Source organism: Flammeovirga yaeyamensis, from assembly GCF_018736045.1.
Lineage (GTDB): Bacteria > Bacteroidota > Bacteroidia > Cytophagales > Flammeovirgaceae > Flammeovirga > Flammeovirga yaeyamensis.
The window spans coordinates 3,589,002-3,605,924 of the sequence record NZ_CP076132.1 but is presented as its reverse complement, the minus strand read 5'-3'; the positions used below and the strand labels follow the sequence as shown (position 1 = coordinate 3,605,924).

At 34.9% G+C, this 16,923-nt stretch carries 14 protein-coding genes; 7 read left to right on the top strand and 7 right to left on the bottom strand.

Annotated features, from left to right (window positions below):
* Positions 1-66 precede the first annotated feature (66 nt).
* The 5 genes from KMW28_RS14110 to KMW28_RS14090 all read left to right on the top strand — a co-directional run bounded on the left by KMW28_RS14110 (position 67) and on the right by KMW28_RS14090 (position 5,952).
* On the top strand, positions 67-1,425 hold the full coding sequence (locus KMW28_RS14110) for a glutamine synthetase family protein (protein WP_066205670.1): 1,359 nt from the start codon (positions 67-69) through the stop codon (positions 1,423-1,425).
* Between the two features lie 2 nt (positions 1,426-1,427).
* Positions 1,428-2,588 carry an iron-containing alcohol dehydrogenase gene (locus KMW28_RS14105; RefSeq protein WP_169665120.1) on the top strand — a complete coding sequence of 387 codons (1,161 nt, stop codon included), beginning with the start codon at positions 1,428-1,430 and terminating at the stop codon, positions 2,586-2,588.
* A complete protein-coding gene (locus KMW28_RS14100) occupies positions 2,581-3,318 on the top strand; it encodes a gamma-glutamyl-gamma-aminobutyrate hydrolase family protein (protein ID WP_169665119.1) in 738 nt (245 codons plus the stop codon). Before KMW28_RS14105 ends, KMW28_RS14100 begins: the two co-directional genes overlap by 8 nt.
* A gap of 5 nt (positions 3,319-3,323) precedes the next feature.
* Positions 3,324-4,691, top strand: coding sequence for an aldehyde dehydrogenase family protein (locus KMW28_RS14095; RefSeq protein ID WP_169665118.1), 1,368 nt, complete (start codon positions 3,324-3,326; stop codon positions 4,689-4,691).
* A gap of 79 nt (positions 4,692-4,770) precedes the next feature.
* Positions 4,771-5,952, top strand: coding sequence for a bifunctional alpha/beta hydrolase/OsmC family protein (locus KMW28_RS14090; protein WP_169665117.1), 1,182 nt, complete (start codon positions 4,771-4,773; stop codon positions 5,950-5,952).
* Positions 5,953-5,989: 37 nt separating this feature from the next.
* Here the strand turns inward: KMW28_RS14090 and KMW28_RS14085 are convergent, their stop codons facing one another.
* The 4 genes from KMW28_RS14085 to KMW28_RS14070 form a co-directional block, all read right to left on the bottom strand.
* The gene (locus KMW28_RS14085; protein ID WP_169665116.1) at positions 5,990-6,688 is read right to left on the bottom strand and encodes a hypothetical protein; all 699 of its coding nucleotides are present in this window, start codon (positions 6,686-6,688) and stop codon (positions 5,990-5,992) included.
* A 187-nt stretch (positions 6,689-6,875) separates the two neighbouring features.
* On the bottom strand, positions 6,876-7,505 hold the full coding sequence (locus KMW28_RS14080; RefSeq protein WP_066205685.1) for an NAD(P)H-dependent oxidoreductase: 630 nt from the start codon (positions 7,503-7,505) through the stop codon (positions 6,876-6,878).
* 159 nt (positions 7,506-7,664) lie between these two features.
* A complete protein-coding gene (locus KMW28_RS14075; RefSeq protein ID WP_215585750.1) occupies positions 7,665-8,777 on the bottom strand; it encodes a DUF819 family protein in 1,113 nt (370 codons plus the stop codon).
* An 83-nt stretch (positions 8,778-8,860) separates the two neighbouring features.
* Positions 8,861-9,040, bottom strand: coding sequence for a hypothetical protein (locus KMW28_RS14070; protein ID WP_066205692.1), 180 nt, complete (start codon positions 9,038-9,040; stop codon positions 8,861-8,863).
* A 139-nt stretch (positions 9,041-9,179) separates the two neighbouring features.
* On the opposite strand from KMW28_RS14070, the gene KMW28_RS14065 reads away from it, so the two are divergent.
* Positions 9,180-10,259, top strand: a complete 1,080-nt coding sequence (locus KMW28_RS14065; protein ID WP_169665114.1) for a lipid A-modifier LpxR family protein — start codon at positions 9,180-9,182, stop codon at positions 10,257-10,259.
* Positions 10,260-10,337: 78 nt separating this feature from the next.
* Positions 10,338-12,158, top strand: a complete 1,821-nt coding sequence (locus tag KMW28_RS14060) for an ATP-binding protein (RefSeq protein WP_169665113.1) — start codon at positions 10,338-10,340, stop codon at positions 12,156-12,158.
* Positions 12,159-12,190: 32 nt separating this feature from the next.
* On the opposite strand, the gene KMW28_RS14055 is transcribed toward KMW28_RS14060, so the two are convergent.
* The 3 genes from KMW28_RS14055 to KMW28_RS14045 form a co-directional block, all read right to left on the bottom strand.
* Positions 12,191-13,900, bottom strand: a complete 1,710-nt coding sequence (locus KMW28_RS14055; RefSeq protein ID WP_169665112.1) for a glutamine--tRNA ligase/YqeY domain fusion protein — start codon at positions 13,898-13,900, stop codon at positions 12,191-12,193.
* Between the two features lie 82 nt (positions 13,901-13,982).
* A complete protein-coding gene (gltX, locus tag KMW28_RS14050; protein WP_169665111.1) occupies positions 13,983-15,527 on the bottom strand; it encodes a glutamate--tRNA ligase in 1,545 nt (514 codons plus the stop codon).
* Positions 15,528-15,746: 219 nt separating this feature from the next.
* Positions 15,747-16,736, bottom strand: a complete 990-nt coding sequence (locus KMW28_RS14045; protein WP_169665110.1) for a beta-ketoacyl-ACP synthase III — start codon at positions 16,734-16,736, stop codon at positions 15,747-15,749.
* Positions 16,737-16,923: the final 187 nt, after the last annotated feature.

Genomic DNA, 16,923 nt, shown 5'->3' with positions numbered 1-16,923 from the left:
CAATCAGAGGTTCTAATTTCTATTGGTCATCTTTGTTTCGCTAATTCACCCAAAAACTAACCATAAATGACAAAACAAGAGATTATTGACTTGCTAGAGGACAGCAGGCATAATAAAATTAAGGTAGCTATTGTCGATATCGATGGAGTATTGAGAGGCAAATACATGCACATCAAAAAATTTATTTCTTCCCTTGATAAAGGATTCGGGTTTTGTGATGTAATCTTTGGTTGGGATATGGTGGATGAATCCTACGACAATGTGAAAGTCACAGGTTGGCACACAGGGTACCCCGATATGCCTGCTAGGATAGATACATCCACATTTAGACAAATTCCCTGGGAAGATGATCTTCCTTTTTTTATTGCTGATTTTAGTAAAGATAATAATGATGATACCACTGTTGGACCTCGTGCACTTTTAAAAAGAGTAAGGTCTAAAGCAGAGGAGATGGGATTTACACCACTATTTTCTCAAGAATTTGAATGGTTTAATTATAGGCAAACGAGTTCGGAGTTGCATCATAAAGACTTTAGAAAGATAACCCCTTTAACAGAAGGGATGTTTGGTTATTCGATATTGAGATCTTCAGAGAATAGCGATTTCTTCCATGATCTTTTTGATCTGCTTGAGGAATTTAATATCCCTTTAGAAGGATTACACACTGAAACGGGGCCAGGAGTGTTCGAAGCCGCAATACAATATTCTGATATTGTTTTGGCTGCTGATCGTGCAACCTTATTTAAATCAGCCGTGAAGGAGATAGGTTATAAACATGGAATTATAGCAAGTTTCATGGCAAAGCAGAATATGGAATTACCAGGTTGTAGTGGCCATATTCATCAAAGTTTATGGGATAAACATGGAGAAAAGAACTTATTCTTTGATGTAAATGAAGCGGATTGTATTTCTAAAACCATGCAATCATACATTGCTGGTCAACTTCATTGTTTACCCTATATTTTACCGATGTTGGCTCCTACTATAAACAGTTATAAAAGATTAGTAGAAGGGGCTTGGGCACCCACCACCTTAACTTGGGCGGTAGATAATAGAACCACTGCATTGAGAGCATTACCCTATGGCGAAAAATCATCCCGCTTAGAAACGAGAGTAGTGGGTTCTGATGTGAATCCTTATTTAGCAATGTCTGCGTGTTTGGCTGCAGGTCTTTATGGTATTGAAAACAATCTAACATTGGATGTCCCTCAGACAATAGGAAATGGTTATAAAAACAAAGAAAATGGCACGCTGCCGACAAACCTATGGGAAGCGACTCAAAATATGAAAAATTCCGAATTGGCTCAATCGTTCTTTGGAGCTGACTTTGTAGAACATTTCTGTTTATCGAGAGAATGGGAGTGGAAACGTTTTATGAACGAGGTGACCGATTGGGAAACAAAGCGCTACTTTGAAATCATTTAATTATGCTTAATATACATCAAAAATATACCTATAATTTCCCTACAAAAATCAGATTTGGAGTAGGTGTCATTCAAGAATTATGTCCCTATTTAAAAGAAGAAGATTGCAGACATCCTATGCTGGTTACAGATGCTACTGTACATCAATTACCCTTCTTTAAAAAAATTATCGAGCAATTAGAACAGTCTCATTTAAAGGTGACGGTATATGATAAAATGCATAAAAATCCTGTGAAATCAGATGTTTTGGGTGGTAAGGAGATGTATAAAGAAGAAGGGTGCGATGCAATAATTGGTATTGGTGGAGGTGTTGCCATGGATGTGGCAAGAGCGATCGCTTTAAGCATTAATCACCATAGAGATTTATTTGATTATGATGATTTGATTGGAGGAGATAAATATGTGACTGAAGAAGTACCCTTATTCGTTACAGTCCCCACGACATCAGGAACAGGAAGTGAAGTGGGGAGGTCGGCCATCATATCTGATGATGAAACCAAACAAAAGAAGATTTTATTTTCACCTAAATTATTAGCCAAAATTGTTTTTGCAGACCCATCCTTAACACTAGATTTGCCCCCTTTTATCACTGCAGCTACTGGAATGGATGCACTCACACATAATATTGAAGCCTATCTATCGAAAGGATTTAATCCTATGTGTGATGGAATCGCTCTGCAAGGAATGAAACTAATTGCCACTTCTATTGTCACCGCCACGAATGCACCGGATTTATTCTCTAGATCTAAAATGATGATTGGCTCTTTAATGGGGGCTGTTGCTTTTCAAAAAGGATTAGGAATGGTGCACAGTTTAGCTCACCCTTTATCAAGTTTATTGGACATGCATCATGGTCTAGCTAATGCAATCTGCTTGCCCTTCGGTTTGGAATTCAATCAATCTGGATTTGAAGAAAAGTATAACATTATGGCCTATACCATGAATCTAGGACCAAATCAAGGTAAAAACCTGGTAGATTCTATGCATGTTTTTAATCAACAATTGAACCTGCCTAGTAACCTTTCTTCTCAAGGAGTAACAGAAGATCATATTGATATGCTATCAAAATTAGCAGTCCAAGACTTTTGTCTTCCATGTAATCCCAAAGTAGTGAGTGAAGAAGATTTTAGAGACATCTATAAAAAAGCCTTGGATTATGATTAAAATAGGGATCTCTTCATGTTTTATGTATCCGGATACATCAAGGTCTACATTTGGACCTAAAAGCTTATCATATGTTGAGAATGATATGATGGAGTATGTGTCCCAAAATGGAGTTTTACCTATCTTATTACCTGATATCAATAAGGAAAAGCTGAAAAGGATATTAGATGAATTACAAGGTGTAGTTTTACAAGGTGGAGTAGATGTTGCCCCAGAAATGTATGGGGAAAAGCCTATTGGGAAATGGCTAGGTGATGCTTATCGAGATGAATATGAGCTATTTATTATTGAGGAAGCCATAAAACGTAATATCCCGGTTTTTGGGATTTGTAGAGGGTTTCAATTATTGAATGTGTATTATGGCGGTACATTATACCAAGACACCATTACTCAACGCCCACAATCACTAAATCATCGCTCCGCAGAGTTATATGATAAAGTTAATCATAAAATAACCATACATAAAGCCACCCCACTTTATGAAATTTACCCTTTTGATCAAGACGTTTTTGTCAATTCAGTACATCATCAAGCCATTAAAGATTTATCCAACGAACTTGAAATTTGGGCCACTTCTGAAGATGGTTTAATCGAAGCATTTGGCCACAAGAATTTTAAAGGTACTAAAGTGATGGGGGTGCAATGGCATCCTGAATTTTCGAAAACTTTGAATCAATTAGTTATAAATGCAAACCCATTAATTCAATTATTTATACATCAAGCATTATGAGTAAAATGGATATAATAAGCCCTTCCAATGGAATGGTGTTGACAACGCTTGAAGAAGATAGTCGAAATGTTTTATCCGATAAATTAGATCACTTAAGAATTGGACAGAAAAGTTGGAGGGAACAAAGCGTAGAAAGTCGTTTGGATGTGATTGTGAAATTTGGTGAGTTAGTGATGGAACATATCGATGAACTTGCTAATTTATTAACGGATGAGACAGGTAAGCCTATCACCCAAGCCTATAATGAAATAAGAGGTGCAAATAATAGAATAGAACACCTTAAAGCCCATGCATTAACAACATTAAAAGAAGAAGTGGTACCCAATTTAGAAGGTACTTACGAAAAAATAGTGTACGAACCTTTAGGGGTAGTTGCCAATATATCCGCATGGAACTTTCCTTATAATGTAGGATATAATGTGTTTTTATATGCCTTGGTTGCAGGAAATTCAGTAGCCTATAAACCTTCTGAACATGCTACATTAACTGGATTGAAATTTCAAGAACTATTGTATGAAGCAGGATTGCCCGAAGACGTTTTTCATTGTATGGTAGGAGGACCTCAAGTGGGAGAGTTTTTATTACAAAACGATTTAAATGGATATTTTTTCACAGGTTCACATAAAGTAGGATTGCATGTTGCTTATAAAACTTTTCAGAAACTAGTACCCATACAATTGGAGTTGGGAGGAAAAGATCCTCTATATGTAATGGAGGATGTGAAAGACATAAAGCAAGCTGCAATCAATGCTGCAGAAGGTGCTTTTTATAACAATGGACAGAGTTGTTGTGCTGTAGAACGGATTTATGTTCACGAAAAAATATATGAAGAATTTACCAAAGCTTTAGTCGAAGAGGTGCGTTCTTATAAGATTGGAGACCCACATGAAAAAGATACCTTTATTGGTCCTTTAACGAGAAAGAATCAATTGTACTTTTTAAAAGATCAAGTGCATGATGCTTTAGAAAAAGGTGCTTCTTTATTGATTGGGGGACATAGAATAACAGGAGATGGTTTTTATTTTGAACCCACCGTTTTTAAGGACGTCAACCATAGTATGAATATTATGACGGAAGAGTCTTTTGGCCCAATCATAGGCATACAAAAGGTGATGGACGATGAAGAAGCTTTCTCTTTAATGTCAGATACTAATTATGGATTAACAGCTGCAGTTTTTTCTTCGGATAAAGAGAGAGCTTATCAAATTTTAGATAAAATGAACACAGGAACCGTGTATTGGAATTGCTGTGACCGTGTAAGTCCTAATGTTCCTTGGTCAGGTAGAGGGAATTCGGGAGTAGGTGCCACATTATCAACTCAAGGAATTCGAGTATTTACAAAACCTAAATCATATCATTGGAGGAAACCATAGCTATACCTCTTTGATAAAGGAGTAGAGAATAAGCCAAGTTATTGTCTATATTTGCAATACATATATAAACTTATTATCCATGTCAGCCACAATAATCAATTTTAAAAATAGATCTGAAGGATCTCTTCATGCGCAATTGTTTTTACCTGCAGATGAAAAGCCGTTAGCATTTGCATTGTTTGTACACTGCTATGCACTTTCGGGGCAAAATTTTGCAGCAGAAGCAGTAATTAGAGGCCTAAATCAAAAAGGGTTTGGCATTTTAGCTTTAGATTTTACGGGTCAAACTGCACAGGATGCTAAATACATAGCTTCTTCTAATGATATTATTGATGCAACAGAATATCTAATAAAGAATTATGCTGCTCCTAAATTATTGATCGGACATTCAATAGCGGCATCAGCTTGTCTGATTGCAGCAAAAGAAATACATAATTTAGAGGGGATTGTATCTATTTCAGGAATTGTGGATAAGGAGCAATTGTCGGGGAGATTTAAAAAGTTGAAGTATTACTCTAAGTTTGAATTGGGTGATCATAAATTAAAACTTGACAAACAACTTCAAGATCAATTATTATCTGATAAATATCAGGAAGATATCAAGCAGCTTAAGAAGCCAATACTAATTTTCCACTCACCTTTTGATGATCTGATTCATATCAATAATGCCGAAACAATTTATCAGCAGTCTTTTCACCCAAAGAGTTTTATCACTTTAGATAAAGCAAATCACTTTTTAACGAATGATGATAACGCCGATTATGTTGGTAAAATGATTGGCAGTTGGGCAGAAAGATATATTGAAATGCAGAGGGAAAATCCATTGGAAACTCAATACCAAACTGCTGTAAGAATTGGAACGACGAAATATGTTACAGAAATTAAAGCAGGAAAGCATCATCAAATTGCTGATGAACCAATTGAAGATGGAGGGAAAGATTTAGGTCCTAATCCATATCAGTTTTTATTGGCAGGATTAGGAGCCTGCACAGCAATGACGCTAAGAATGTATGCCAACCATAAAAAATGGCCTCTTGATGAAGTGGATGTACATTTAAATCATGAAAGAGAATACCTTAAAGACGCCAATGAAACCAATAAGAGAACGGCTAAATTGGATAAACTCTACCGTCATATTCAGGTAAAAGGTGATTTAACGGAAGAACAAAGACAACGTCTTTTAGAGATTGCCAACAAATGTCCAGTGCATAGAACATTAGAAAATAATCCAATAATTATCACAGAATTATTGGAGGAATAAATATTTAGAGGACGTTGTAATCGAACGTCCTCTAAAGCTAATTTATAATAGTAAAATTTAGTTTTACATAGGGGTTAAAATAACTGGCTTGTATAGTTTGAGCATAACTATCAAATCCTTCTTGTAACAACTTATCCCATCCTGAATTACTTCTAGTCGTTATATTTTCTTCATTGATATAAGGTAAATCAGAAGACCCCATGTAATTACAACCGATAAGAATACCAAAATTTTGATTGGGATAAACACCTATTCCTCCTCCAATTCCATACCCTAGAAATATTTCATTATTCATCTTAATATTCTCATGTTTATCACTATGGTTAAAGAAAGAATCGAAATTGAAATTCCCCTTGGTATGTGCTCCTCGAATTCCTAAAAGTGCATCCGCATATGTACGAAGGAGACCTTTTTTAGAAGATACTCTAAATAAAAAATTCAAATTATAAATATTAGAAACCGATTTATATTCTTTTACTCTTGGTAGGTTGTATAAAGCTTTTTGATCGGTCAGGATATAATCAAAGTTTACTCCTACTGTAAAAGGACTCTTAGGAAAGCTGTAATGTAAATCTAAAGCAAGACCGCAACTATAATTGCTGCTGATGTTTTGTGCTAGAGTTCCTGTTGGTATAAAACCACTTCCACCAATACCGAGATCAAGGCTTTGGGATTTAGATATTTTTGGGTACAGTAATAAACAAAACAATAGGTAAAATAGTGATAGTTTTTTCATTATTTGTGCAATATCAACCTAATTGTAAATAGGTTTCTGGGTTAAAAAGAATCTTATGTTCGATGTTTTTACATCAATGGGTTATTAACACAAATATAACTATTATCTATCAGAAAGTCATTGATTTATGGAATAAAAAAATCCCAAGGATTTACCCTTGGGATTCAATGTTATGGTAATATTTATATTAAATATATAATACGCTATCTGATAACGATTTTCTTACCTTTTTAAGTTGTTGGTAATCATCGTCTTCAGCTCTAAAACCTATTGGAAGTAAAACGGTAGATTTTAAACCTAACTTATCTAAACCTAAGATTTCGTCATATTTATCTGGAACAAAACCTTCCATTGGAGTGCTATCCACTTTAAGTTCTGCACATACAGCAAGTAAATTACCCAAGACAATGTAAGCTTGTTTACCAACCCACACATCTTTATCCTGATCACTTAGGTTGTTGACTGTATTAGTCATCATTCCTTTGTATTCAGCCAATGCTTCTTGAGGAATTCCTCTTGTTTCAGAAATATTTTCGATAAATGCTTGGACATCGCTTTCAGCAATTGCACTATGGCGAGCAATAACCAAAAGGTGAGAAGCATCAACTACTTGTTGTTGCCCCCAAGAGTGTTCTACTAGTTGTTGTCTGATTTCTTCGTTTTTAACAACAATAATTTTCCAAGGCTGAAGTCCATAAGAAGAAGCACTAAGATTACCAGCTTCTAGGATTGTGTTTACAGTAGCCTCATCTAATTTTTTAGTTGGGTCGAATTTTTTTGTGGCATAGCGCCAGTTCAGGGATTCTATAATACTCATAGTTGTATTGATAATAGATGTTTAAACAAATTATGTTGCAATATGTAACAAACATATGTAATCAGCAAATGTTTTTTTATAACTATGAAAAAATAATAATGGCCACAAACCTAAATTTGTAGCCATCATTAATTTGATAAAATATGTAAAGCTAAAGAGCTAAAATAAGTTCTTAAGTATCTCTGCAATAAAAATTCCCCAGTAGTTCGCAATAGCGTACCCTAAAGCGCCCGCTGTCATTCCTGAAACAACAACATGTTTATTTTTTAAGGCTTTTGCAATTGGTCCCACAAAAGCAGGTCCATACAAGCAAGCAGTCGATGTTACTAGAAAGGTATCTGTATCTATTTTGAAAAGTTTAGAGAGAATAAAGTGTATTGTTATACCAATACTCATTACTGTAAATGTAAAAGCCAAGAAACTCCCTCCACTTTCGATAAGTTGATTGAAATTAGATAAACTACCTAAACCTAAACAAAACAGTAAAATAAAATATTCACCTACTATATAGCTCCCTTCAATAGTTCTTATGCTTCTAATATTTGATGCTAATAGACATAATGTTGTTACCCCAAGTATAATGAAGATCTCATCCATTTTATCGAAAAGAAGTATGGAAATACCTACACAAACGCCAAGGTTCAAGACCACCACACCTAATGCTTTTAGAATACTTAAAAGTTTAGGATGAGTATAAGCTACATTATTTGCTATCTGATTACTTTTTAACTGATCTGAAGAAAATGAGGGTAAAAATTTCCCGAATATTTTTTTAGCAATGCTTATTAGATAAAGCATCCAAATACCACCAAGCAGCATGTCTGCCGTATTCATTAGGATAAAGCTATCTTCATCGGCTTTTAAGGCTACCCCGATGGCTGACATATTGGGTGTACCTCCGGTATATAAACCAATAGACATCCCAGAAATAATATGGGTGTCATCAATCTGATTTTGAAAAAGAAAAAAGGCTATTATTGCTCCCGAGGTGATCCCAAGGGTACAAAATATAAAGGATAATATAGTAGTTCTAGCTTCTTTCAGCCACAATAAAATATTTGATGAAATTAAGATTAATCCAATAGATAATGGAACAGCAACTTCTATTAATGTTTTTGAATTGTTTTCGTGAAGTGGTAATCCGCTATTTCCCCAAAGGATTCCTATAGCATAAGCAATGATAACCGTACCAATCTTCTCTAATAGTGGAAATTTCTTAGTCCCGAGAATTAGCATAAGTGGGACCAACAACATAATTATTATTTGTATCATAAGCTGAAAAAATTTCAACTAATTTAGTTCTTATTCAGGGAATAATGTAATAGTTTAATTTTTGTTTGTGAATTATTTAAAATTTATTTCTGGGCGTGGTGTCTCTGTATCAAAAGCCTTAATGCAGTAAGCTTAGTTTCAAGAAGTTCCTTTTTTCTTGTCACCTTTTTGATACTATTTTCTAACTCTTTGCTTGATTCAATATTGTCATTAATTTTTGATAATAATGAATCAACCACCGTCCTCGAATCTTTATCTTCCATAATGATAGTTGTTTTTGTATTCAACAGTGATAATACAAATTACGTAGGTATTTGCTAAATTGATAATAAATTATGTGTAATGCTTGTTAAGGAGAAACTAATAAGTATTAATTAAAGTGACATTGATCATCAAAAAAGAATGCGTTTAGTTTTTGTTTTTGTCTTGAGCGTCTGTTTTTACCAACAGGTATCTGCTCAAGTCGACTCTCTTCATAAAGATCAAAGTGAATTTATTTCTATTTCATCCCAAAACGATTTTTATCAATATTGGATGCAATCCGATAGAAACTTCACCAACGGAATACATCTAACTTGGTCGAGTCATCATTTTAATAATAAACTGATGGACAAACTTTTGGTTGGACTTAAAAATGCAACACAGAAAGAATTCAGTTTAGGAATTGGTCAGGATATGCATACTCCAGAAGATGCTACAAAAACAGAAGTAGACTCTACAGATCGACCTTATGCAGGGCTATTATATGCTACTTATAAAAAGGTGACCTCTAATTATTGGAAAACTTTAAGAGTGGAATCAAATCTATATTTTGGAGTTCAAGGACCTGCTGCTTTTGGAGGGGAAACTCAAAATTTTATGCATAGTTTATTTTTAGAAAATAAGGATTTTGAGGGATGGCATAACCAAATTGGTAATGGTTTAATTCTTGATTATGATGTGACAGTTCATAAAATGCTTCCTTTTGTGGGTAATCTATATGAAACAAGTGCTTTTGCAAAAATACATGTTGGTACCATCTATAACTATGCACTTACAGGAGTGAAATTTAAATTCGGTAAATTTAACGACACCTATTACTCAAAAGAGGGCGTAAGGCAAAAGACCCCCCCTTATTTAAAAACTAGTGAGAATATGAGTAAGGCAAGGAAAAAGTTAATTAGCAAAAGAAAGTTAGGGAATACATTTGATCGTCTTTTACCTAGCTTGAATGAGGTAAAACAAATCTATTTCTTTACAGAATTTCATATTGGAGGTCTAGCCTATGATGGTACTGCACAAGGATCCCTAATACAATTTGAATCAAGTCCTTATGTTTTAAAAAGTCATGAAATTCAGCCTTTAATAATGAACTGGGTGTATGGATTTAATTTCAATATCAAAAGATGCATGTTTAGGTACTATAGAGTAGTGGAGAATGATAGTTTTAAAAATAGAAATCTGTTTGGTTGGGGAGAGATTTCAGTCTTTTATGGTCTATAGATCAGTGAATTAAAATTGGAATTTTACAATTATTTTACTAGTTTACTGTGACTACTCAAATGTATTTAACAATTAACTGTGGAATTCAATATATTAAACAATTTCTTAGAATCTACTCTTCTTACTGATAAAAAATCAGCTATAACTTTTTGTAATCAGTCATTTTATCAGGAATTCAATTATTCATCAAGCATTTTAGGGGATGAACTTAAAACCCTAATACCTAATTTTCTAGTTGATGCTCAAAACAATCAAAAAGAAATTACCATAAAGGATAATCAAACGATCACAATTATTAATGGTAATGGAAAAAATGTGGAGGTATTAATTACCAAATCTATTTTTGAGAAAGAGTATTTTAAGTACACATTTATTCCTACCAATCATTTAAATCCTTTTAAGAATGAGGAAATGATGAAGATGGAGATGTACTTATCTCTCATTGAGCATAACATCGATCATTTATTCCAATTAGACGAGAATTTAGATATTTTATACATTAATCATGTTGCACCTGGTCTTGTAAAAGAAGAGGTTATTGGAACAAGTATTCTAAACTATCTTCCCAACGAAGCATCCATGAAAATTGTAAAGGAAGCATTAAAATTAGTGAGGAAAACAAAGGAAGGCACAAGGTATGTGGTTGATTTTGATTCCCCATTAGGGAAAATGTATTTTGATACAACTGTAACTCCCGTAATAAAAGATAATAAAGTCTTTCGTTACAACCTTATTACAAGAAATATTAGTGATGATTATTATAATAAAGCAGCTTTAGCACATAAAAGTAAATTCGTCGAAAAAATTAGCAAGAATAATCTTGCAGGAATCTATATTTTTAATGTAAGAAAATCTAAAAACTTGTACAGCAATGAAAGGTGTCAAGATATTTTAGGTTTCAAAAATGAAGAATTTAAAAATATGTCCGGTAGGAAGTTCATTAATCATATTCATCCGGACGATCGTGAAAAAGTGATGAATCACTGGCAGAAATTAATTGATGCTACCTCCAAAGAATCTTTCGTTGTGGATTATCGTTTTAAATCAAAATCTGAAGGGTATAAATGGCTGAGGTCTCGTGATTCTAATTTTGAATATGATGATAAAGGTGAACTAGAATCTATAATAGGTTCATTTGTTGATATTACTGATATCGTTGAATTACAGAACACTAAAAATGAACTTCAGAAAAAGAATCAAGAAATTGAAGATTTTGTTTATTCTGCATCTCATGATATTAAGTCACCTATCAATAATGTAGCTCAGTTGATTGATTTTAGCATTTCTAAAGGGGATTTAAATGGGCCAGAAATTGAGGTGATTAATAAAGCAGTTCAGCGATTAAATAATTTAGTGATTGATGTATTAGACTATGGTAAATCCAAAGAACTAGGTGTACTAGAAGAAGTGGATCTCAATAAAGTATTTGATAACGTCAAAGAAGATTTAAAGACAGAGATAGATGAATCAAAAGTGAATATTGAAATAAATATCTCGCCTACTAAAGTAATGACCTATTATTTTGGGCTTTATAGAATTTTTCTAAACTTAATAGGAAATGCCATTAAGTTTAGAGACAAAACCAAATCATTAGAAATAAAAATATCCGGTTTCGAAAAAGGTGATTTTTGGGAATTCACATGTGAGGACAATGGCATAGGAATTCACGAAAAAAGCTTTGATAAAATCTTTGAGCCTTTTGTGAAATTGCATAATGCAGATGTGTATGCGGGTAGCGGTTTGGGTTTATCGAATTGTAAAAAGATTGTTCAATATCTGAAAGGAGATATTTATGCCACGAATTCCGATATGGGAGGAGCTAAATTTACTTTTACTATATCAAAAGACTTTTTTATAGAGAAAAAAAGAGACACTAATAATAGTGCCTCTTCTGTATAATATTTATAATCCCTCTTAGAGGGATTTTTTTATTATTTTTTCTTTGCCCAAGAATCTCTTAAACCAACTGTCTTGTTAAAGATCAAATTGTCTGGAGTAGATTCCTGATCTAAAATAAAGTAGCCCAATCTTTGGAATTGGAAGTTATCACCTGCTTTATTTTCTTTTAAAGAAGGTTCTACTTTACATCCTTCGATCACTTGTAATGATTCAGGGTTTAAGAACGTCTTGAAATCAATTGGCTCTTTTGTTTCCGGATCTTTACGTGCATCAGGAGCTTCATCAGAGAACAAACGATCGTAAAGGTTCACTTTAGCATCTACTGCATGTTCAGCAGATACCCAGTGTAAAGTACCTTTCACTTTACGTTGTGATTCTTCAGTTCCAGAACCTGATTTAGAAAGTGGGTCGTAAGTACAGTGAATTTCTGTAATATTACCCTCAGCATCTTTTACACAGCTCTCACCTTTGATGATGTAAGCATTCTTAAGGCGAACTTCTTTACCAATTGTCAAACGGAAGAACTTACGGTTGGCTGACTCTTTAAAGTCTTCTCTTTCGATATATAACTCTTTAGAGAAAGGAACCTGACGTGAACCAGAGTTCTCGTCTTCAGGGTTGTTTTCCGCTTCTAACCATTCTGTTTTACCTTCCTCATAGTTATCAATTACTAATTTGATAGGATCAAGAACAGCCATTACTCTTGGTGCAGTTTTGTTCAAGTCTTCACGAACAGCAAACTCAAGGAGAGATACATCAATCACGTTATCACGCTTAGTGATACCTACTGTTTCTGCAAAGTTTCTGATAGAAGCAGGAGTGTAACCTCTTCTTCTTAAACCTGAAATTGTAGGCATACGTGGATCATCCCATCCGTTCACTACACCTTCTTCTACTAATTGAAGAAGTTTTCTCTTAGACATTACTGTATAATTCAGGTTCAATCTAGAGAATTCAGTTTGTTCTGGTCGAACTTTACCTTCTTCTGTTAATTGATCCAAGAACCAGTTGTAAAGTGGTCTGTGTACTTCAAATTCAGTGGTACAAAGTGAGTTAGTGATGCCCTCGATGTAATCTGACTGACCGTGAGCCCAGTCGTACATTGGGTAAATGCACCATTTGTCGCCTGTTCTATGGTGAGACTTCTTGATGATTCTGTACAAGAATGGATCACGTAGGTGCATGTTAGGATTGGCCATATCGATCTTAGCTCTCAAAACGCGAGAACCTTCTTCGAATTTTCCTTCCTTCATCCCTTCGAACAATTCCAAGTTTTCTTCCACCGATCTATTTCTAAATGGAGAATCAGTACCAGGAGTAGTTGGAGTTCCTTTTTGAGAAGCAATAACATCTGCTTTTTGATCATCCACATACGCTTTGCCCTCCTTAATAAGTTGAACTGCCCATGCGTACAATTGATCGAAATAATCAGAAGTAAATTTTGGTTCACCTTCCCAGTTGAAACCTAACCATTGAATATCTTCTTTAATAGCATCTACATATTCCTGATCTTCTTTGGCAGGGTTAGTATCATCGAAGCGTAGGTTAGTACCTGCACCTTCGAATTCCTGTGATAAACCGAAATTTAAACAGATTGACTTTGCATGACCAATATGCAAATATCCATTTGGCTCAGGAGGGAAGCGGAATAATAGTTTGCCTCCGTTTTTGTCAGACTTTAACTCTTCGTTGATTTTCTCACGAATAAAGTCCATTCTTTTTTCGCTTTTGTTTTCTTCCATTGTTCCAATGAAATTTTAGGCTGCAATAGTTACTTCCCAATACATTGATATTGAAAAGCAACTACTCACAATATGTAAATGCTTAATTATTCTCTTTTAATTTGCTGATCTCCTCAATGGCAATTCTAATTCTGTTCGCTACTTCTTTAGCACCAAGAACTTCTTGCATAATCATTAAGTCAGGACCACCACCTTTACCAGAGATCGCTACTCTCAATGCAGGCATCACTTTACCTAAATTGATTTCGTGTTTCTCCAATACTGCAGTGAATGTATCTTTAGCAATATCAGCAGTAAACTCGTCTAATCCTTCGATGGTTGCTGCGTAATCTTCTAAAACAGTTACCCCTTCAGGTTTCCATTTTTTCTTTACCGTCTTCTTGTCGTATTCAGAAGGTACTTCGTAGAAGAAACGACCATCTCTCCAGATTTCGTGAGGGAAAGTCACACGCTCTTTTAACTGATTGGCCACTTGAGCAGCTTTCTCAGGAGTAGATTCTACACCGTCAGCTTTCATGTCTTCCAATAAGTATTGTGCTAATTCTTCATCCGCTTTTTCTTTAAGGTATTGTTGGTTAAACCATTTAGCCTTATCGATGTCGAATTTAGTACCTGCTTTAGTGACCCTTTCCATAGTAAACTCTTCGATCAATTCTTCCATAGTGAAGAATTCTCTCTCATCACCTGGGTTCCAACCTAAGAAAGCCAAGAAGTTAATGAAAGCATCATTTAAGTAACCGTCTTGTTTGAAACCTCTAGAGATATCGCCTGTTGCAGGATCTTTCCACTCTAGTGGGAATACAGCAAAGCCCATTTTATCTCCATCTCTCTTACTTAATTTACCGTTACCGTCAGGCTTCAATAATAATGGCAAGTGAGCGAAACGAGGCATTGTTTCTTCCCAACCTAAATATTTATATAAAAGTACGTGAAGTGGGGCAGAAGGTAACCACTCTTCACCTCTAATTACGTGAGTAATGCCCATTAAGTGGTCATCAACAACGTTAGCAAGGTGGTAAGTTGGCATGCCGTCCGACTTCATCAAAATTTTATCATCAATAGTATGAGAATGAACCATAACCCATCCTCTAACCATATCGTTTAATCTGATTTCCTCTTTTCTAGGAACTTTTAAACGGATAACATACGGATCACCATTATCAATTCTTTGTTTCACTTCCTCAGCAGAAAGCGTCAAAGAGTTGGTCATCTGCATTCTTGTCATCGCATTGTATTGAGGTGTGTTTACGCGGGCTTGTTTCAAGCGCTCACGCATTTCCTCTAATTCCTCTGGAGTATCAAATGCATAATAAGCAAGGTCGTTCTGGACTAATTTTTCGGCATATTCTCTGTAAATCTCCTTACGCTCAGATTGTCTGTAAGGACCACATTCCCCTGGTTTCCAAGGAGCCTCATCAGCTACGATGCCCGCCCATTCCAAACTCTGCTTAATATATTCCTCAGCGCCTTCAACAAAACGAGTCTGATCTGTGTCCTCAATACGAACAAGAAAATCGCCACCGTTGTGTTTGGCAAATAGGTAATTAAATAATGCAGTTCTCACTCCACCAATATGAAGTGGTCCGGTAGGACTTGGTGCAAAACGTACTCTTACTTTATTTTCCATTTTTTATATGTGATATAATTTTTTTCTAGTAATCTGCAAAGCTAATCAAAACATCGAAAAAAGTTTATTTTCTAATGCTTTAGTTTAAATAAAACTTCATGGATTAAAATTCATTATTGATTCTAAAGCTGAATAGATTACGGATTGTGGGATACTTTTGTTTCAGGGTAATAAAAAAGGCGACTCTCTCGAATCGCCTTCTTTAAATTTGATGCTCAATTATTTTGCATCGTATGCCCACTTCAAGTAGACAGATCCCCACGTGAATCCACCACCGAAAGCGGCTAAGATGATGTTATCACCTTTTTTGAAATCTTTTTCGAAGTCCCACAAACATAATGGAATGGTTGCTCCTGTTGTATTACCATATTTTTCGATGTTAATACAAACCTTTTCACTACCTACACCCATGCGTTTTGCAGTGGCATCAATAATTCTAAGGTTGGCTTGGTGAGGTACCAAATAAGCGACATCGTCGGCAGTTAAATCGTTCTGCTCCATAATTTTTGCAGCAGCAGAAGACATGTTCGTCACGGCATGTTTAAATACAGATTTTCCATCTTGATGGAAGTAATGGTGTTCTCCCATAACTTGCTCTTCTGAATAAGGGAAAGCGGATCCTCTTTTTACATTAAGAAGTTCTTTACCAGATCCATCGGAGTACATCAAAGAATCGACAACGCCATATTCCTCATCCGGTTCTAGAAGTACTGCAGCAGCGCCATCACCAAAAAGGATACAAGAGTTTCTGTCTTTATAATCTATCACTGATGACATTTTATCAGCTCCAACAATCACTACTTTTTTGTAGTTGCCAGACTTGATAAAATTTGATCCCATTTCTAAAGCATAAATAAAACCGGAGCAGGCAGCAGAAACGTCAAAAGACATGGCTCTAGTACCGATAGCTTCACCGACTAAATTTGCTGTTGAGATAAAGCCCATATCAGGTGTTGAGGTAGCACAAATAATAAGGTCTACTTCTTCACCGTTTATGTTAGCTTTGCTTAGTAAGGCCTTTACAGCATTTATTGCTAATACTGAAGTTCCTTTAGTTTCGTCTTTTAAGATACGTCTTTCTTTGATTCCTGTACGCGTAGTGATCCACTCATCGCTAGTATCAACCATCTTTTCGAGGTCTTTATTAGTCAATTTGTGTTCAGGAACCCATCCAGCTACCGCAGTGATAGCAGCATATTTAGGATTCATATCTATTTGGTTACTTTTGTGATGTGTGTAAAATACTTGGTATAAATATGAAAGCCTCGAAAGAAAATCATATCAAATATTGATACAAAACAAATAAAATTATCCGATTAACAAAAATCTATAATCCTAAACGAATAATATTTTAATTGATATTGTCTTTTATGAAAAAACACACCTTCAGTTGAAA